Origin of the sequence: Parasphingorhabdus sp. JC815 (genome assembly GCF_040717415.1) — a bacterium.
Taxonomy (GTDB): domain Bacteria; phylum Pseudomonadota; class Alphaproteobacteria; order Sphingomonadales; family Sphingomonadaceae; genus Parasphingorhabdus.
This window is the reverse complement of sequence record NZ_JBFEFM010000001.1, coordinates 584507-604201: the sequence shown is the minus strand read 5'-3', so window position 1 is coordinate 604201 and position 19695 is coordinate 584507. Positions and strand designations below refer to the sequence as shown.

The following is a 19695-nucleotide window of genomic DNA, read 5'->3' as shown; positions in this document are numbered from 1 at the left end:
TTGGCAAGTAAAGCAAAAAAATCGGCAGCAACCGAAGACGCACCGCTTATCGATATGAATGAATCGGGTATTAAAAAGCTGCTAGCGAAGGCTAAAAAGCGCGGTTACCTAACCTACGATGAACTAAATGAAGCTATGCCACAGGATCAGATGTCCAGTGAGCAAATCGAAGATGTCATGTCGTCAATCTCGGAAATGGGTGTCAAGATTGTCGAAAATGACGATGAAGCCGCTGAAGAAATGGGCGGTGATGAAGTCGAGTCCATAGACGGTTCAGAAAAAGACAAAAAATCTGCGGCTGCGGCTGCGCCGAAAAAAGCTGCTGGCGACCGCACTGATGATCCGGTTCGTATGTATCTGCGTGAGATGGGTGCTGTTGAACTACTCAGCCGCGAAGGCGAAATTGCCATTGCCAAGCGCATTGAAGCTGGCCGAGATACTATGATCTGGGGTTTATGTGAAAGTCCGACTACATTTAACGCTATTATCGAATGGTCCACCGCTCTAAATGATGGTGAGATGCAATTGCGGGAAATACTCGATCTTGATGCCATGCTGTCCAAGGATCCTGTGCCGGAAAATCTCGAAGATGAGGACGACGACGACGGTGAAATCAGTGAAAAAACCGCAGGACCTTCTTTTAAAGATGATGATGAAGTTGAAGACGAAGATGACGCATCAGAGGGCGATGACGAAGATGAATTGACCGAACGCCGCACCAAGCGCGTGGTGGAAGAAGAGGAAGAAGATAACACTCTTTCCCTCGCACAAATGGAAGAAGCGCTAAAACCTGAAGCATTGGAAAAATTTGCAACTATTACATCGGTTTTTAAAAAATTTTCCAAGCTACAAAAAACACGCATGGAAGCATTTTCAGCAGGTGATGACTTCCCAGCTGCATCAGAGAAAAAATACCAGAATCTTCGCGAAGAACTCACTGCATTGGTAGAAAGCGTTCAATTTCATGCTAATAAAATTGAATTTCTAGTTGACCAACTTTATTCGTTTAACCGTCGCCTAACCGCACTGGGCGGCCAAATGTTGCGTCTGGCTGAACGTCATAAAGTCCCGCGCCGAGCTTTCCTGGAAGGCTATGTCGGCCATGAACTGGACGATGGCTGGCTAGCCAATATGGCCAAGAAAGATAAAAAATGGGCCGCCTTTGCTGAAAAAGAAGCACTGTCAGTAGAACGAATCCGATCAGAGATATCAGACATATCAGCTGCAACCGGGACATCACTTGATGAGTTCCGCCGTATCGTCAATATGGTGCAAAAGGGCGAGCGTGAGGCTAGAATCGCTAAAAAAGAAATGGTGGAAGCCAATTTACGGCTCGTTATTTCGATCGCTAAAAAATATACCAATCGCGGCCTGCAATTCTTGGATCTGATTCAGGAAGGTAATATTGGCCTGATGAAAGCAGTCGATAAGTTTGAATATCGGCGTGGCTATAAATTTTCGACCTACGCAACATGGTGGATTCGCCAAGCAATTACCCGTTCGATAGCGGATCAGGCCCGAACTATCCGCATCCCGGTGCATATGATCGAAACGATTAATAAACTTGTTCGGACCTCGCGGCAATTCCTTCATGAACAAGGTCGGGAACCAACACCTGAAGAAATGGCTGAACGCCTTTCTATGCCACTTGAAAAAGTGCGTAAGGTTATGAAAATTGCCAAAGAGCCGATTAGCCTTGAAACACCCATTGGCGATGAAGAAGATTCGCACCTTGGTGATTTTATAGAAGATAAGAATGCCATTATCCCTGTGGATGCCGCAATCCAGGCCAACCTTAAAGAGACTGTGACGCGGGTTCTAGCTAGCTTGACGCCTCGTGAAGAACGCGTTTTACGTATGCGTTTCGGTATCGGCATGAATACTGACCACACATTGGAAGAAGTTGGTCAGCAATTCAGCGTGACACGGGAACGTATACGCCAAATTGAAGCGAAAGCTTTGCGTAAACTAAAACACCCAAGCCGCAGCCGTAAAATGCGTAGTTTTCTGGATCAATAAAACTCGGTGCCCTTTACTCCGCAACATGGTTTGCACTTAACTAACGAAGCATAAACCGGGTTTTTAGATTTGCGTGATAATCACATTTTGTAACGGGATCTTTCTGGAAGTTGCAAGCCGGAAAAATCATCAGGAACTCTAATGTGATGTGAGTGTAATGCCAGAACTTAGCCCAATTCCATACGCGCACCCATCGTTGATGGAATTCGTGACCAAACACGGCACAAAATCAGCAAGTTATGCGCGGGCAATAAGTGATGATTTTACGATTCTAAACGGTGGAGACATTGCTGACATAGCTCATTTCCTCTGCGTTCTTCACGGTCGACATCCCAGCATTGTGGACCATACTGCCACTAGGTCTACTGATACCCTTACTCGTGACTGGCTCACTCGCGCTATTGATGGGTTCACAGCAGAGCGGGCCTTATTAACGAAATTAACTGTCTCTGCCGGGCCAATTATGGGCTTACCTATCGAGGATCAGAGCAATAAAGCTGTGTTGGCCCAACGCAAGGCACTAGAAATGCTCGCGCAATCTGATCGAAATGGGTGCGCTCTAGGCGCATCATTTGCGCTTATTCTGGACTGGCACGCAATCCGGCCATTACTGAATAACATAGCTATAAGAATTGGTGTTGAGCCTTTCTCTTTGACCTTACCGTCATCGGAAACGACGAATAATCTTCACTCCGAACTCACTCAATCAGGTAGCTTAGGACGAGCTATAAATTTTGGTGTGGATCAAATATTAACTCAGCATCGTGGCCTTTGGCAACTATTGGAAGCCCGCAGAAATGCTCGTCGCGTGGATTAACCGATGACAGCAACCATAAAGTTGATTAACTAAATGATTAACTTGCCACAAAACAGCCTTTTCCCTATCAGTAATCTATTAGCGTTTATGGCAAGGGATTATGGAATATGCGTTTTGATGGTACAAAAGATTATGTAGCAACAGATGATTTGAAGGTTGCAGTCAATGCTGCAGTTACACTTCGTCGGCCACTTTTAGTTAAGGGGGAGCCCGGTACCGGCAAAACAGTTCTAGCCCATGAGATTGCAAAAGCTACTGGTGCGCCATTAATTGAATGGAATGTTAAATCTACGACCAAGGCACATCAGGGGCTATATGAATATGACGCAGTAGCGCGTCTTCGCGATGGTCAACTTGGAGATGAGCGGGTTCATGATATTTCCAACTACATTCGTAAAGGTAAATTGTGGGAAGCATTTACCTCTCCCGAACTGCCTGTTCTGCTGATTGATGAAATTGATAAAGCAGATATCGAATTTCCAAACGATCTGCTTCAGGAGCTCGACCGCATGGAGTTCCATGTTTACGAGACTAAAGAAACCATCAAAGCTACAGAACGCCCGATCGTAGTAATCACGTCCAATAACGAAAAAGAACTGCCAGACGCATTCCTGCGCCGCTGCTTTTTTCACTATATTAAGTTTCCTGATCGGGAAACGATGCAGGAAATTATCGACGTTCACTTCCCTAATATTCAAGGGGTTTTGGTCAAGAAAGCGATGGATATATTTTATGAAGTTCGCGACGTTCCTGGCCTAAAAAAGAAACCAAGCACATCTGAATTGCTCGACTGGCTAAAACTGATTCTCGCAGAAGATATGCCCCTTGACGTGCTTCAATCGCAGGACCCAAACAAAGCTATTCCTCCGTTGCACGGCGCATTGCTTAAAAACGAACAGGATGTGATGTTGTTCGAACGTTTGGCTTTCATGGCAAAACGCGAAGCGCGCTAACGGAGCGATAGTTATGTTCTTCAACTTCATGGACGAACTACGGGCTGCTGGAATTACGGCTTCCCTAAAAGAGCATTTGGTGCTTTTGGAAGCGCTGGACAAAGAGGTTATCCAGCGACGTCCTGAAGAATTCTATTATCTATCCCGCGCGACCTTTGTAAAAGATGAAGGTCTTCTTGACCGCTTTGATCAGGTTTTCTCAAAAGTGTTCAAGGGCATTGAAACCAGTTACGGAACGCAGGAAGAAGATATCCCGCTCGACTGGCTGAAAGCAGTGGCCGAAAAATATCTTTCTGAAGAAGAGATGGAAAAGGTCAAGGCTCTCGGAAGCTGGGACGAGATTATGGAGACTTTGAAGGAGCGTCTAGCCGAGCAAGAAAAGCGCCATGAAGGCGGTAATAAGTGGATCGGCACCGGTGGAACTTCACCCTATGGGAATAGTGGATATAACCCTGAAGGCGTCCGTATTGGCGGTGAAGGTGGCCAAAAGAAAGCGATTAAAGTTTGGGACAAGCGAGAGTTTCAAAATCTCGATAATACGAAGCAACTAGGTACCCGAAATATTAAAGTTGCGCTGCGCCGCTTACGCAGGTTCGCCCGCGAAGGTTCTGCGGATGAGCTCGACATCAACAGCACTATAAATGGTACAGCTAAAAAAGGCTGGCTCGACATTCACATGCGTCCGGAACGCCATAATGCGGTAAAGTTACTGTTATTTTTGGATGTAGGTGGATCAATGGACCCATTTATCAAACTATGCGAAGAGCTATTTTCAGCCGCGACCACCGAATTTAAGAATCTAGAATTTTTCTATTTTCATAATTGCGTTTACGAAGGGGTGTGGAAAGATAATCGGCGACGTTTTTCGGAACGAACAAACACTTGGGATATTCTTCATAAATATGGTCATGATTATAAATTGATTTTTGTCGGTGATGCATCAATGAGCCCCTATGAAATTACTCATCCCGGCGGATCTGTTGAGCATTTTAACGAAGAAGCTGGCGTCACGTGGCTTCAGCGAATGACCAACACCTACCCCGCAACCGCGTGGTTAAACCCTGTGCCCGAAAAACAATGGGGCTATTCGCAAAGTGTAAAAATCATCAAGGAATTGATGAATGATCGGATGTATCCTCTAACGCTTGAAGGATTGAGTGATGCAATGAAGGAACTTACCCGCAAGCATGCGTAACAAAAGGTTACAGTTCGACCATTAGCAATGTTGTATCCTTATATTTTTCGGCTGTAGCGTCAAATAGTTCAGAAAGCTCAAAGTGGCGATCCTCTACAACCGCATCTTTCAAACCTGAAAGTTTGAATGTGCCGAGTTTTAATTCACGGGGTGGCTGCCCTTCCCTCTCAACCGTGATTGCATCGACATGCATTTCATCATGACGTGTATATAGAATGTGGGGGGCAAGTGTGACCCGCAATTTGTTATAGGTTGCAGTCACACACTTCTTAAGGGCAATGCCTTCAAAAAATTCTTTATTTGGTAACATGGCCGCTAGATAACAAAATTGCAGAGCGGTGCAACAGCTATGTTGCGTTGCAGCATGCTTTTCACATTTTTCGGTGGATTAGCTCAGTATATCAGATAATCTTTTATCAACTGCTCCCATAATTTTTCGTCCGGAACCGTAATCGCATCCAGATCGTTGGTCGTTGACAATGAACTATCAATCCACTCACGTAGTTTAGGCCCGCCATTGATTACATCAAAAGCAAGTTTTCCTTCTTCATATTCATAAGGGAAATCTCGCCACAACTGATATTCCGGATAAAGAATACGAATCGCTTTTAGCGCCAAGGCTTGGAGCCGCCACGGAGAAAAGACAGCATGGTCGTAAAACGGACCTTCGGCATGAATTTGAACGCCATTACACAGCATACCGACATGTTTGTGAAAAGTTGGTTCGAACCAGCATTCCCGCAATTTACACCCTCTAAGCCACTGCGGAGCCATGCGATGCATTTCTGCAATAAGCGCCTTGGCATCAATGTCGGGCGCTCCGAACAATTCCAGGGGCCGTGTCGTTCCGCGCCCTTCCGACAATGTCGTGCCTTCCAACATAACAGTGCCAGCATAAGAGCGCGCCATAAACAGGTTTGGAGCATTCGGACTGGGATTGATCCAAACACGGTCCATCGGCCAGCCAAAGCCATCTTTCTCAGTCTGCCAGCCTTTCATTTCAATAACTCGATAATCTACATCAAGGTTGAAATAATTGACGAACCAATGGCCCATTTCTCCCAAAGTCAGCCCATGTCGCATCACCATAGGGGCAGCGCCGACGAAGCTTTCCCAGCCCTTCTCCAGCATCATTCCTTCGACAGGCCGACCAGCTGGATTAGGGCGGTCAAGCACCCAAACAGCTTTGCCATGCTCAGCGGCAGCTTCCAATATATAGCGCAGGGTCGTGATGAAGGTGTAAATCCGGCAGCCTAAATCCTGAAGATCAATCAGAATAACATCAAAGCTGTCAATCATCGCTTTAGTCGGACGGCGCACTTCTCCGTAAAGACTAAAAACCGGAATGCCGAGATCGGGGTCGTCATAGTCCGGGGACTCGATCATATTGTCCTGTTTGTCCCCGCGCAAACCATGTTGGGGACCAAAAGCAGCGCTTAGTTTAATATCGTTACACTCGGCTAAAGCATCGAGTGAGTGCACAAGATTTTCAGTAACAGATGCCGGATGCGCTAGTAACGCGATCCGCTTCCCGGCCAGAGGTGCACGCAGTTCCGGTTCTGCAAGAAGTCGATCAATTCCAAATTTCATATACTATCTGCTGCTTTCAGTTGATGGGCAAAACCATCTTTGTGGTGAAAATCCGGTTTTCCAGGCGGATGCGATAAAGCCCAATAAGATTTAGCACCGCTTTTGTCAGCTATCACAGCCGAAAAAGCAGCAATGAGAATATTCTCACGCCAACTATCGGGCAAATAATGAGTCACATCGAGAGTGATATGGACATCACTTGACTCAAGAACAATCTCAGGCCGCTTTGGCAGAAAAAGATTTGTCATACCTTCACGATGACCCGAAAACTGATATGCAGACCAGCGGCCAGATGGTGAAAAATTAAACTCACAATAACCATCTTCCGCAGACTTCCGAAGAAACAACTCGAAACAGGTGTTTTTCCATAATCCGTCTGCGCGTTCAGGTTCGACTCTACTAGGTACATTCAGATTATCCAGCGACCCTTTCAGAACATATTTAATACACAAGCTGTCGCCCTGCTCCCATGAATAGCTCACCCAGAATTCATCTACACCGGTAACCCAACTCAACGGATGGCAGTGCAGGTTCAAACGCATATTGCGAGTTCCCTCTGTTGCATGTAACGGACCATCCTATGACAAACTATCAATCTGACCTCCTCCGCTTACTAGATGATCGCGGATATATCCACCAATTAACTGATGCTGACGGGCTGGATAAGCTTGCCTCTGAGACAATTGTTCCCGGTTATATTGGCTTTGATGCTACTGCACCTTCACTTCATGTAGGTAGTCTGGTTCAAATCATGATGCTGCGCCGGCTTCAGCAGTCGGGCCACAAACCAATTGTCCTTATGGGCGGTGGTACCACGAAAATCGGAGATCCGTCAGGCAAGGATGAGAGTCGCAAAATGCTCAGTCCGGACGATATAAGTAATAATATCGCCAGCATAAAGCGAGTATTTGATAATTTTCTTACATTTGGCGATGGGCCAACCGATGCGATGATGATCAATAATGCCGATTGGCTTGATAGCTTGGGTTATCTTGATATCTTGCAAGATATTGGACCACATTTCACAATCAATCGTATGTTAACGTTCGACGCGGTGAAGCTCCGTCTTGACCGGGAGCAACCACTAACCTTTCTTGAATTCAATTATATGATACTCCAAGCGTATGATTTTCGGGAGATGTCACGAAATCTAGGTTGCCGGTTACAGCTTGGCGGGTCCGATCAATGGGGTAATATCGTCAATGGAATGGAACTTACGCGCCGGGTCGATGGTACTCAGCTATTTGGCCTGACAACACCTTTAATCACCACCGCCGATGGTGCAAAAATGGGCAAAACAGCAGGTGGGGCCATTTGGCTCAATGGCGACCAGCTTGCTCCTTATGATTATTGGCAATTTTGGCGCAATACGCAAGATGCTGATGTTGGTCGGTTTCTAAGACTTTTCACTGATATTAACATTGACGAAATCGCCCGACTTGAAAACCTACAAGGGGCCGAGATTAACCAAGCGAAGAAAATTCTCGCCGATGCGGCAACAGAAATGGCGCATGGCAAAGATGCAGCGAAAGCCGCTGCCGACACTGCACAGAAAACCTTTGAACAAGGTCAGGCTGGTGGTAATTTACCACTATGTGAAGTTTCAAGCGGCGAAATTTCGATTCTCGAGGCTCTAGTGAATATTGGGTTTTGCGCTTCGAAGGGAGAGGCAAAACGTATGGTTGCAGGCGGCGGTGCACGCATCAATGACGAGCAGGTAAAAGATGCCGGAGCGATGATTGCGATAACCGACCAAGACATCAAAATCTCTGCTGGCAAGAAAAAGCATGGGCTTTTACGTAGGCCCGCAAAGACAATTTGAGTTCAGTCATTTTATAAACTGTTACGTGAATTTACGATTTGTTCGTGAACCCAAGCTATTCAGAGGCCTCACACATTGATGGAGCCCCCCTAATGCTATGCGTATCGAATAAGCACATGCCAGAATTGCGTCGCGCAACCCGGTTTGCTGTCGATTTCGAAACAATTTGCGAAACTCGTAAATATGGTGAGTTTTTAATTAAACTGAGCAATATTTCTGCTCATGGTTGCCAATTCGTTCATGAAGTAGAATTAAACAAAGGTGATCGGGTCGTTGTTCGACTTCCTGTGGTAGGCCGAATAGAGGCGTTTTTAGTCTGGTCACATCATGGTCGTTCCGGCTTTAAGTTTGAACGTATTATCAGGGAGGCAGACCTTGACGCTATACTGAACAAGGTTGGATATTCGCAACAAGCACAAGCTTAACCACTACGGATCAAACTGACTCCCCAGTCTTTTTCAAATAAATAAAGCGCTATGCGCGCAGCTTGACCGCGCTGTCCATCTAAGCCGCCGTCTCGATCGAGCAGTAATCGAGCGTCATCGGTAGCCGAAGAAATTAGCTGAGATATCTGTTCAGGCGTTGCAATCCGGAAGCCAGCATCACCGGATTGTCTGGTACCTAATATCTCCCCGGCACCGCGTAACCGCAAATCTTCTTCGGCAATTTTGAATCCGTCATTAGTTTCACGCAACAATGACAATCGGGCCCGGGCAGTTTCGCTTAATGCTTCTCCACGCAACAACAAGCAATTGGACTTGATATCCCCTCTCCCCACACGACCACGGAGCTGATGTAATTGCGCCAGACCAAATCGATCAGCGGCCTCTATGATCATCAGACTAGCATTAGGAACATCCACCCCAACTTCGATGACGGTGGTAGCAACCAGAAGGCGTACCCCTCCGCGTTGAAACCTTTCCATTACCGCATCTTTTTCAGGTCCGCTCATCCGTCCGTGGACAAGCCCGACCTGATCTCCGAATCGGAATTTCAGAGCAGCGGCCCTCTCTTCCGCTGCTGCAAGGTCGCTTTTCTCGCTCTCTTCCACCAAGGGGCAGACCCAATAGGCCTGACCACCACCGGCAATATGCCGTTCAAGACCCTCAACCACTTCCGGTATACGCTCATTCGAGATTACTCGGGTTTCAATTGTTTGTCTTCCTGGCGGAAGTTCATCAATGCGAGACACGTCCATCTCGCCATATTGACTAAGCGTCAACGTGCGCGGAATCGGCGTGGCGGTCATTGCTAGAAGATGCGGCGTGTGCTCTGCCTTCTGGGTTAGCATCAGTCGTTGCGATACCCCAAATTTATGCTGCTCATCAATAATTGCCACAGCGAGGTTTTTGTAGCGCACCTTCTCTTGAAAAATCGCATGTGTGCCCACCAATATATCAATGGAGCCATCCGCAAGCCCCATCAAGGTTGACTCCCGCACTTTACCCTTGTCACGGCCGGTCAATATCGCAAGATTAACCGGTAATCCATTGAGCAGATTTCGTAACCCGTCATAATGCTGGCGTGCCAATATTTCCGTTGGAGCAAGAAAAGCGCCTTGATAGCCCGCCTCTACTGCACTGAGCAGCGCCATCAACGCGACCAAAGTTTTTCCCGACCCAACATCGCCTTGCAGAAGACGAAGCATGGGTGATGATTGTGCAAGATCACCTTCAATTTCCATAATACAGCGTTTCTGCGCGCCGGTAAGCTCGAACGGCAGTTTAATTTGATCTCGCAATCGCCCGGTTCCTTGGATCGGAATACCGTTTTTCCGACGATTGCTGGCACGAACAAGCATGAAGGCTAATTGATTGGCAAATATCTCATCATAAGCGAGCCGGTCAGAGTTGTCCGTATTATCCTGTCGATGCAGGCTAATAATGGTTTCTCTCCAACTTTTCCATTTACTGGACTCAAGCAGACTCGGTTCAATCCACTCGGGTAAATCTGGTGCCAATTCTATCGACTGCGCGATCAATTGCCCCATGCGTTTGTTACCTAATCCATCGGACAGTGGATATATGGGTTCAATCAATGCAATTTCGTTCTCTTCTGATGTTTCCAACACATCGGGATGTAGCATTTGAAGTTCGTCACCATAACGCTCAAGCTTGCCTGATATGATCTTGCTATCCCCCAAAGGGAGCAATTTTCTTGGCCAGCCTGTGTTCTTACCGAAAAAAGTCAGGCTGATATGATTACCCTGCGTATCGACCGCCTGCACTCGAAAGGGACTACGGGGGCCACCAGAGCGATAATCTGTCGGTGTCACTTCAGCTATAATTGTCAGGCCAACATCTGCTTCATCAAGTTCCTGGACGCGCTTGCGCCGCATCCAATAGCTAGGTTTATGATATAGCAAATCCTTGATCCGGGTCAGACGCAATTTCTCTAATGGCTTGGCAAGCACCTTGCCGACACCTTTTAATGATTGTGTTTCACCAAATAATGGATTGAGTATCTCGGGCCGCATGTCTATCCGCCTTATATGAAAGCAAGGTCAATATACCAGACACTAACACCGTGCATGAATTTTAAAATATAACAGAAAGTCAGTGGCAGATATGGAACGCGAAGTAAGGCTTAAACGGCTTCATTTCCGCAGTTGGCACCGCGGCACCCGTGAAGCCGATAATATGATAGGCGGATTTTTTGATAAATGGGGCCATAGTTGGTCGGACACCGAAATTGACTGGTTTGAAATGCTACTCGAACAAGAAGATGTCGATATCATGGCTTGGGCAATCGGTAAGCAGATTCCGCCCGCTCAATTCCAGAATGAGCAGATGGCCGCCATGCAAAAGCTGGATTATTTTGATTTTACCAAATGAATAATCCTATATAATCGGATATAGCACCTACACGTGTCCTATTTAAAAAAATTATTATCCTCAGCAGATGAGATAACGATCGCCGGTGTAACAAGCGGTTATCGTCCTTATTTTATCGCGGATACAGCTGTACAATCGGGCAAACCCACAGTATTCATAGCCACAGACGACACTGCAATGAGTGCGGTAGCCGAGGCTGCTCGTTATTTTCAACCCGACCTAGAAATCATTGAATTTCCAGCATGGGATTGTCTACCGTATGACCGGGCTTCTCCTGCGCTGCATATAACTTCCGAACGCATAGCCGCCCTGTCTCAACTAGCGAAACCTTCTAGCGGCGATCGACTTGTTATCACCACTGCTAATGCAGTTACACAGCGAGTTTTAACGCCAGCGCGATTGAATGAACTAGTTACGCGGCTGGCACCCGGCGTAGTCATCGAGCAGGAAAAACTGGTTTCATTTCTTTATGCTAATGGCTTTGTGCGGGTTGATACTGTCGCTGATAGCGGAGAGTTTGCGGCACGCGGAGGTCTTATTGATCTATTCCCACCGGGCGCAGACATGCCTTTACGTATTGACCTTTTTGGTGATGAAATTGAAACATTGCGGCAATTTGATCCTGCTGATCAACGCACCGTTGGTAATATTGATGAATTTAATTTATTGCCAGTGTCCGAAGTGTTGCTTGAAGAAGCCAGTATCACTCGTTTCCGCACTCGCTACAGGGAGTTATTTGGTGCCATATCCACGAGCGATCCCCTATACCAATCCCTTTCGGAAGGCCGACGGCTTTCTGGCATGGAACATTGGCTTCCTTTAATCGAAGAGCAGCTTGCCAGTTTTTTCGACTATATCCCTGACGATGCCTTGGTTTTTCGAGATGCCGCAGTTACATCGGCTACGGATGCACAATTTTCGTCTATTCAGGATTATTATAAAAACCGGCAAGAAGCCGATGCGGCGAATCTATCAAGTTACCGTCCATTAAAGCCGGAAATGCTTTATCTGGATTCATCAGAATGGCGCAAACAACAAGTAGATGGGCCTATTCACATCATCAGTGAATTTGATGAACCGGAATCCAGCACCACAATATCTCTTTCCGTATCTTCGCCTCGCGATTTTTCACCAGAACGCGCCCGCAACGAAAACGTCTATAAAGCACTTACCTCTCATCTGAATACTTTAACCAATTCCGACACCACTGTCGTTATAGCAAGTTATAGCAAAGGCTCTCGAGCACGACTATTTGATTTGTTGACGGATCATGGAGTTAAATCACTATTACTGTGCGATGATTGGGAGTCATGTCGTGCTGACAGTGCGACTGTTGCCCTGACCATTCTGCCTTTATCCGCAGGTTTCCGCACTGATGAACTGGCCTTATTGACTGAGCAGGATATTTTCGGTGATCGCCTCGTCCGTAAGTCAAAACGTCGAAAAAGCGGTGATGCGTTTATCGCAGAACTTTCAGCACTCAGTCTGGGTGATCTGGTAGTCCACCTGGAACATGGCATTGGTTTATATGAGGGAATTGTCTCAATTCCTGTCGGTGAAAGTCCCCATGACTGCGTTTCCCTTAAATATGCTGGTGGCGACAAGCTTTTCGTACCTGTGGAAAATATTGACGTTCTTAGCCGCTATGGTGAAGGCGGTGATACCGTGGTGCTTGACAGGTTGGGCGGTGAAGGCTGGCAGCGCCGTAAATCCAAGCTCAAAGAACGTATTAGAGCGATTGCACATGAGTTACTGAAAACAGCGGCGGCGCGCGCCCTTCAACCTGCAACACCGGCACGTATAGAATCTGGTGACATGGCCGGATTTGTTGACAGATTTCCTTATCAGGAAACCGATGATCAACAGCAAGCTATCGAAGAAGTGCTTAGTGATATGGGGTCCGGTCAGGCGATGGACCGTCTGGTTTGCGGTGATGTCGGCTTTGGAAAAACGGAAGTGGCAATGCGGGCGGCCTTTGCAGCGGCAATGGCCGGAATGCAGGTAGCGATTATCGCTCCGACTACCTTATTGGCACGGCAACATTTTACCAATTTTGAGGAACGCTTCCGTCCCTTCCCTTTAAACATAGGACGATTGTCACGGCTCGTCCCTGCGGCCGAATCCAAGAAAACCAAAGAAGGTCTGACAAACGGCAATATAGATATTGTAGTCGGCACCCATGCATTGCTTGCAAAATCAATTGAGTTTCAAAGACTTGGATTGATTATTGTAGATGAAGAACAACGGTTTGGAGTGACGCATAAAGAACGTCTAAAAGCGATGAAATCGGATGTGCATGTCCTAACCCTTACCGCGACTCCCATTCCCAGAACCTTGCAAATGGCTATGACCGGATTAAGAAACTTGTCGGTTATACAGACACCACCAGTAGATCGATTAGCTGTTCGCACCTATGTAATGCCGTGGGATCCGGTTCCGCTACGCGAAGCGCTCATGCGCGAACATTATCGCGGTGGTCAAAGTTTTATCGTCGTGCCGCGTATTGCTGACCTACCGGATATTGAAAGATTTTTGAAGGAATATGCGCCAGAGATAAGCTATGTAGTTGCTCATGGACAGATGCCCGCAGCACAGGTCGAAGAGCGTATGTCTGCCTTCTATGACAAAAAATATGATGTATTACTGGCTACCACTATTGTCGAAAGCGGTCTTGATATCCCAAGCGCCAACACCTTAATAATCCACCGCGCGGACCGTTTTGGTCTTGCTCAACTCTATCAACTACGCGGGCGGGTTGGACGATCCAAGACGCGTGCCTATGCCTATATGGTGACGCCAAAAGACAGAATTATCACTGAGAAGGCTGAAAAACGGCTGAAGATTCTTAGCGATCTGGATAGCCTTGGTGCAGGATTTGAATTGGCAAGCCATGACCTTGATATTCGCGGTGCGGGTAACCTGCTTGGTGATGAACAATCCGGTCATATCCGTGAGGTTGGGTTTGAACTTTATCAATCCATGCTGGAAGATGCGATTCTTGAAGCCAAAGCCAAAAGCGCGGGACTGGATGCTGCAACGGAAAACTTCTCACCGCAGATTACGGTCGATGCCCCCATTTTAATCCCAGAGAAATATGTTCCGGATCTGTCACTGCGTATGGGGCTTTATCGCCGCATGAATAATCTGGAAACCCATCAGGAAATACAGGCTTTTGCTGCCGAAATGATCGATCGTTTTGGAGAATTACCTGTGGAGACTGATAATCTGCTCAAGTTGATGGAAATCAAATTAAATTGTGTCAAAGCTCATATCGGCAAGATTGAAATGGGTCCGCGCGGCGCGCTAGTCAGCTTTCATAATGATCAATTCCCTAATGTATCGGGCCTTCTTGCTTATGCAGAGCGCTTGAAAGGGACAGCACGTTTAAGGCCGGACAATAAACTTTTTATTGAACGTCGCTGGCGTGATCCAAAATCACGGCTCCACGGCCTAACACAGCTCACTAGCGGACTGTCAAAACTGGCACAGCAGAAGACCGGGTAACCCTATCACAAGTCTGTTAGTTGCTTCTCAAAGCAAATATTTCAAATTCTTCGGGTGATATCGGCCCCGATCGCAAAAACCCTTGAAAATAATCGCAGCCTTGATTGGCTAGCATACTCAATTGAGCTTCCGTCTCAACGCCTTCGGCAATAATGCTAAGATTAAGGCTTCGTGCCATATCAATTACAGATTTTACAACTACCTGATCCTTGACTGACCCACTAATATCTCCTGTTAAACCGCTATCAATTTTAAGATAATCAAGCGGCAAATTTTTAAGGTAAGCCAGACTGCTATACCCTGTACCAAAATCATCAATCGCTATGCGGACTCCATGCTTTCGGATAGCTAAAAGTCGTAGAGCAGCGCTTGAGAGATTTCCGATCAAATGGGACTCGGTAATTTCAATCGTAGTACGATCTAACGAAAATCCTGATCGAACAATGCTCTGCTTCATATCTGTCACAAATTCATCATTAGCGATGTCTTCGGCGGTAACATTGACAGATAGGCGCAGAAAAGAAAGACTTTCTGGCCATCTTGCTGCCGTTGCAAAAGCTTGTTTCTGTATATGTGATGATAGCAGCTTCATTAAGCCAGCTCGCTCAGCCACCGAGAATAATATAGCTGCCCCAAGAGAACCTAGCCTAGGGTGATTCCATCGGGCCAAAGCCTCAGCGCCTACTAATTGTCCGGTGCTAACCTTTATCTGTGGTTGCAACACAATAGCGATTTCATCACGCTCAAGCGCATGGATCAAATCGCTTTCCAATTGTTGCTCCAGTAGTAGATCATCTTTGGAAGAATTACTGATTTTAACAGACGATGCACCGGAAGACATAGCTTCAGCCAATGCTAGGCTTGCGCGTCTGATTAATAATGTCTCGTCAGTTGCATCAGGTCCGGATGCAATACCGGCTCGCGCATCTAGTCCAATTTTACGGCCTTCAAGGCTAACTGGCTTAAAACAACGAAACAATAGCCGTTCAGCATCGTTAACAAGATTCCCAATATTATCATCAGATGACTCATCCCATATTTTGCTGACTGCAAAATTCTGACCGTCCATTCTTGCGACCATACACTTATCTGATTGCTCATTGATCGTTTCAGTAATGAGTCGCTGTCCTATTCGGCGCATGACCTGATCACCGACTGTCCTACCATAAGCGGCATTTATCGTCTCAAAATTTCTGATGCCGAGGATTATTAACCCTAGATCATTGCCACGCTTTAGACGTGTCCGCATCCAGCTTCGAGCTACAATACCATTACGTAAACCTGATAAAAGATCACGGCCCACCCATCCATGGCTTGCTTCATTCTGTTCTACCCGTTCTAAACGTCCGTGGATTTGGGCTCCTGTATCGTGTAAATGATGAATGACTTTTTCATCGTTCAACATATGCACTACAGCTGCTTGTGCTGACCCGTTTCGTAACCGTCCCATAGCGCCACGCACACGGGACCGCTCTTCTTTAGAAAGGTAACGGTAGATGCCAGTGGCAGGATAGCTGTTAAAGTCTATTTTTTTAAGACTGGCATTTAACTTCTCACTTACCCAGCTTTGGCTTGCTGCCTTCTTCGATAAAAACCATTGTTCATCAGCTTTCGACAATAGTTTATTCAACTGCCGGGTTTCTTCGATACCTCCACGAATATCTTCAACATAGCGATAAGCAAAATTTAAGGATTGCTGGATGTCAGCATTCGGATTGGCAATATCCAGAAAATGAGTTGCGCCCGCATCATGACATTTTGCAGCGATGTCATCCTGCGATCCTTGATCTGCCAAAGCCAAAATAGCAATACCGCATTTATCGACTGATGCTGAGATATCTGAAATAGCCCGCAGACCATCATCAGTTGCTTCGCGTAAATCGATCACCGCTATTAACGCATTGGATGATAAGAACCGACCCTGCAAACCTTCCTTGCGTCGGGCAGAACTAACCCGCCATCCAATAGCAGATATTTTTGCTGCCAAAGGGTCCCGATCATAAAAAGACAATAAAAACAGATTTTTGGTAGCTTTTTGATCATAAAAAGATGAGATTTTCTGAGTGATCTAATATACCCCTGTTACTATACCCCTATTACCAATATTATTGTTTCACCCAACAATAGTCCGGCCTCCCCTACGCTTTTTCATAGCATGTAAATCTTTATAGGCCGTTGCTTGCCTCCAAACAAAACGTTACGATTCACTTCAACTTTTGAACGGAATGAAATCATGTTTGATGGATTCGGTCGCAAAATTGACTATCTACGTATCTCGGTCACCGATCGATGCAATTTTCGTTGCCAGTATTGCATGGCCGAAAACATGGTCTTCATGCCTAGGACAGAGCTACTATCTCTCGAGGAAATTACTCTGATCGCGGAACGTTTTATCGGTCATGGCATAAAAAAAATTCGCCTGACAGGTGGCGAACCCCTTGTTCGGCGAGACATGCGGGATGTAATTCAACGGCTTGGACGAAAGGTCAAAACCGGTGAGCTAGCGGAATTGACGCTAACCACCAATGGTTCTTTGCTAACGGAATATGCTGAGCATCTCGCCTACCACAATGTGCGGCGGATCAACGTCAGCATGGATACATTACATCCAGAAAAATTTGCAGAAATATCCCGTGGTGCAAAAGTAGATCAAGTATTGGCAGGCATCGCTGCCGCCCGGCAAGCAAACATAAAAGTAAAAATTAATATGGTTGCTTTGCGAGACTTCAATCAAGATGACTTGATACCCATGGTGGAGTATTGTGCGGAACACGGTCACGATCTGACAGTTATCGAAACTATGCCGATGGGCGATGTTGGCGCAGATAGAAAACTGGAACATATCAAAGCTGAAGAATTTATTTCTCCATTGCTCGAACGCTATTCCATAAATCCGATAGAGTATAAAAGCGCAGGACCAGCGCGATATATGGGCGTGGAACCACTAGGGCTACGGCTAGGGCTCATTACCCCTTTGAGTAATAATTTCTGTGACAGTTGCAACCGTTTGCGTCTGACGACCGATGGCAAAATATATATGTGTCTCGGACACGACGCGCATGTTGATTTACGCGCCGCAGTACGCAATGAAGGAATTGAAGCGGTTGACCAAATGCTACAAAAGGCATTGAAGCTCAAACCATTACGACATGATTTTAATGACCAGTTAGAAGGGTCCGCAAAGATATTGGAGCGTCATATGAACGTCACGGGCGGATGAATGGAATACGGTGGGCGCTAATTGTCTCCCCCACTGCCCCGGCACAAGAGGCTGGTAAGAAACTAGAGTCGCTAATAGACTGGGTGCCCGTTGAGGAGGCGAACCAAGCCGTTGTCTTAGGCGGTGACGGCTTTATGCTGCAAACCTTACATCAAATGCTTAACCGACGAAAAATAATGCCGGTTTATGGAATGAATTTGGGCACAGTCGGTTTTTTGATGAACAACTGGCACGAAGACGATTTGATCAAAAGGATCGAATCCGCACGTTCTTTTAAAGTTAAGCCATTGAAAATGGAGGTCGAGACAATTTCCGGGGCTAGCTTTGTTCTACCCGCAATTAACGAAGTGTCATTGCTAAGAGAGACACGCCAGACAGCAAAGTTGGAAATTGAAGTTAATAACCGAATCATGCTTGAAGAACTTGTCTGTGACGGTGTGCTAGTCGCGACACCTGCAGGTTCAACAGCCTATAATCTGTCCGCAAATGGTCCGATATTACCTTTAGGATCAAATTTGTTAGCTCTCACCCCGATCAGTCCGTTCCGCCCAAGACGCTGGAAAGGTGCCATATTACCAGATAAAATGCCGATCAGAATCACCGTCTTAAACCCTGAAAAACGGCCTGTAAGTGCGGTTGGCGACCAACAAGAAGTACGTGATATTGCACAGGTTACAATCTCCGTTGACCGTAATCAGACACTAACCATGCTGTTTGATCCGGAGCATGCTCTGGATGATCGGATTGCGATGGAACAATTTGTTGTTTGATGGCTTGCCGGACACGAATGACGTTGCTATAGCCCCGCTCGTTACGATGCAAATCGTAGCTATTCCCCGGTAGCTCAGTGGTAGAGCAATCGACTGTTAATCGATTGGCCGATGGTTCGAATCCGTCCCGGGGAGCCACTTTTCTTACTACGGAATGTTTCAGCTTTTGCTTGAATCGGTAGTTTTGAAATAAGCACTGAAGCTTGTTGGAATTTTAAATAAACTGCTGCCAGATAATACGTGCTGCAACATATAGTATAAGCATTGCGGTTAAGCGCTTTATCCATATCTCAGGAAGCGTCTTGCTAGCCATGAAACTCCCGATCTGACCACCAAGTAATACTGCTATAAACAATGGCCAGGAGCCTATCAATATATCAGCAGCCGTCTCCCAGTCTACTTTCATTGATTGCCCGGCTAGTCCGCTAATCGAATTAACCAGTATAAATACACTCGCCGTTGCTGCAATTTTTCGGCTATCTGCCCAATTGGTGAGCAGTAATATTGGGGCTAGAAATATACCGCCTCCTATTCCCACTACTCCAGATAAAAACCCGATACCAGCGCCTAAAACAGGTGCAAACCAGCTACCCTGAGTCCAGTGGGCTTTACTAGCTAGGACTTCCCGGCGAAAGGTGGGCTCGGCCAACAATAACAATCCTGCAATTGCGAGCGATAAACTCAGCAAAATTAGAAAACTTTCTTTATCAATTAACAAACGCCCGCCCACCCAAGCAGCGGGAACGGATAGCAAGAATATTGGTGCTATCCGGCGCCAATCTATCAACTTACGTTTCTGAAACCGCCAAGTGCCGCCTATCACTACAATGATATTGCAGAGCAAGGCTATGATTGGCAGTACGCGATAATTAAAATCAGCCAGAGACAATAAAGCAATATAAGTAGAACCGCCGCCAAAGCCGACAGAAGCATAAAGTGCAGCTGTCAGCGCAAAAAGCAATGCAATACCG

General features: G+C 46.4%; 16 protein-coding genes and 1 tRNA gene. 11 read left to right on the top strand and 6 right to left on the bottom strand.

What is annotated here, in order from left to right; all coding sequences use genetic code 11:
• The 4 genes from rpoD (at window position 1) to AB1K62_RS02830 (ending at window position 4984) form a co-directional block, all read left to right on the top strand.
• Entirely contained in the window at window positions 1-2019 is a 2019-nt protein-coding gene (gene rpoD, locus AB1K62_RS02845; RefSeq protein WP_367001070.1) for an RNA polymerase sigma factor RpoD, read from the top strand.
• Between the two features lie 208 nt (window positions 2020-2227).
• The gene (locus AB1K62_RS02840; RefSeq protein WP_367001068.1) at window positions 2228-2836 is read left to right on the top strand and encodes a hypothetical protein; all 609 of its coding nucleotides are present in this window, start codon (window positions 2228-2230) and stop codon (window positions 2834-2836) included.
• A gap of 107 nt (window positions 2837-2943) precedes the next feature.
• A complete protein-coding gene (locus AB1K62_RS02835; protein ID WP_367001066.1) occupies window positions 2944-3789 on the top strand; it encodes a MoxR family ATPase in 846 nt (281 codons plus the stop codon).
• A 13-nt stretch (window positions 3790-3802) separates the two neighbouring features.
• Complete coding sequence (locus AB1K62_RS02830; RefSeq protein ID WP_367001064.1) at window positions 3803-4984, top strand: VWA domain-containing protein; 1182 nt, start codon at window positions 3803-3805, stop codon at window positions 4982-4984.
• A gap of 7 nt (window positions 4985-4991) precedes the next feature.
• On the opposite strand, the gene AB1K62_RS02825 is transcribed toward AB1K62_RS02830, so the two are convergent.
• From AB1K62_RS02825 to AB1K62_RS02815, 3 genes are all read right to left on the bottom strand, one after another.
• On the bottom strand, window positions 4992-5294 hold the full coding sequence (locus AB1K62_RS02825) for a hypothetical protein (RefSeq protein WP_367001062.1): 303 nt from the start codon (window positions 5292-5294) through the stop codon (window positions 4992-4994).
• Between the two features lie 83 nt (window positions 5295-5377).
• Complete coding sequence (locus AB1K62_RS02820) at window positions 5378-6574, bottom strand: DUF1343 domain-containing protein (protein WP_367001059.1); 1197 nt, start codon at window positions 6572-6574, stop codon at window positions 5378-5380.
• On the bottom strand, window positions 6571-7116 hold the full coding sequence (locus AB1K62_RS02815) for a DOMON-like domain-containing protein (RefSeq protein ID WP_367001056.1): 546 nt from the start codon (window positions 7114-7116) through the stop codon (window positions 6571-6573). The genes AB1K62_RS02820 and AB1K62_RS02815 overlap by 4 nt, the downstream gene beginning before the upstream one ends.
• A 38-nt stretch (window positions 7117-7154) precedes the next feature.
• On the opposite strand from AB1K62_RS02815, the gene tyrS reads away from it, so the two are divergent.
• Window positions 7155-8396, top strand: coding sequence for a tyrosine--tRNA ligase (tyrS, locus tag AB1K62_RS02810; protein WP_367001054.1), 1242 nt, complete (start codon window positions 7155-7157; stop codon window positions 8394-8396).
• Between the two features lie 116 nt (window positions 8397-8512).
• Window positions 8513-8821: a PilZ domain-containing protein gene (locus tag AB1K62_RS02805; RefSeq protein WP_367001052.1), complete on the top strand. Its 309-nt coding sequence runs from the start codon at window positions 8513-8515 to the stop codon at window positions 8819-8821.
• Here the strand turns inward: AB1K62_RS02805 and recG are convergent.
• The gene (recG, locus tag AB1K62_RS02800; protein ID WP_367001051.1) at window positions 8818-10872 is read right to left on the bottom strand and encodes an ATP-dependent DNA helicase RecG; all 2055 of its coding nucleotides are present in this window, start codon (window positions 10870-10872) and stop codon (window positions 8818-8820) included. The genes AB1K62_RS02805 and recG overlap by 4 nt on opposite strands.
• A 91-nt stretch (window positions 10873-10963) precedes the next feature.
• On the opposite strand from recG, the gene AB1K62_RS02795 reads away from it, so the two are divergent.
• Both AB1K62_RS02795 and mfd read left to right on the top strand, forming a co-directional pair.
• Window positions 10964-11230 carry a succinate dehydrogenase assembly factor 2 gene (locus AB1K62_RS02795; RefSeq protein WP_367002044.1) on the top strand — a complete coding sequence of 89 codons (267 nt, stop codon included), beginning with the start codon at window positions 10964-10966 and terminating at the stop codon, window positions 11228-11230.
• Between the two features lie 33 nt (window positions 11231-11263).
• Window positions 11264-14734, top strand: a complete 3471-nt coding sequence (gene mfd / locus AB1K62_RS02790) for a transcription-repair coupling factor (protein WP_367001049.1) — start codon at window positions 11264-11266, stop codon at window positions 14732-14734.
• Between the two features lie 16 nt (window positions 14735-14750).
• Here mfd and AB1K62_RS02785 read toward each other — a convergent pair whose 3' ends face one another.
• Window positions 14751-16721: a GGDEF domain-containing phosphodiesterase gene (locus AB1K62_RS02785; RefSeq protein WP_367001047.1), complete on the bottom strand. Its 1971-nt coding sequence runs from the start codon at window positions 16719-16721 to the stop codon at window positions 14751-14753.
• Window positions 16722-16967: 246 nt separating this feature from the next.
• Here AB1K62_RS02785 and moaA point away from each other — a divergent pair, with 246 nt between their 5' ends.
• The 3 genes from moaA (at window position 16968) to AB1K62_RS02770 (ending at window position 18862) form a co-directional block, all read left to right on the top strand.
• Window positions 16968-17954, top strand: coding sequence for a GTP 3',8-cyclase MoaA (moaA, locus tag AB1K62_RS02780; protein WP_367001046.1), 987 nt, complete (start codon window positions 16968-16970; stop codon window positions 17952-17954).
• The gene (locus tag AB1K62_RS02775; RefSeq protein WP_367001044.1) at window positions 17951-18724 is read left to right on the top strand and encodes an NAD kinase; all 774 of its coding nucleotides are present in this window, start codon (window positions 17951-17953) and stop codon (window positions 18722-18724) included. Before moaA ends, AB1K62_RS02775 begins: the two co-directional genes overlap by 4 nt.
• A gap of 63 nt (window positions 18725-18787) precedes the next feature.
• Window positions 18788-18862 (top strand) — tRNA-Asn (locus AB1K62_RS02770).
• Window positions 18863-18938: 76 nt separating this feature from the next.
• Here AB1K62_RS02770 and AB1K62_RS02765 read toward each other — a convergent pair.
• Window positions 18939-19685, bottom strand: a complete 747-nt coding sequence (locus AB1K62_RS02765; RefSeq protein WP_367001042.1) for a sulfite exporter TauE/SafE family protein — start codon at window positions 19683-19685, stop codon at window positions 18939-18941.
• Window positions 19686-19695 lie beyond the last annotated feature (10 nt).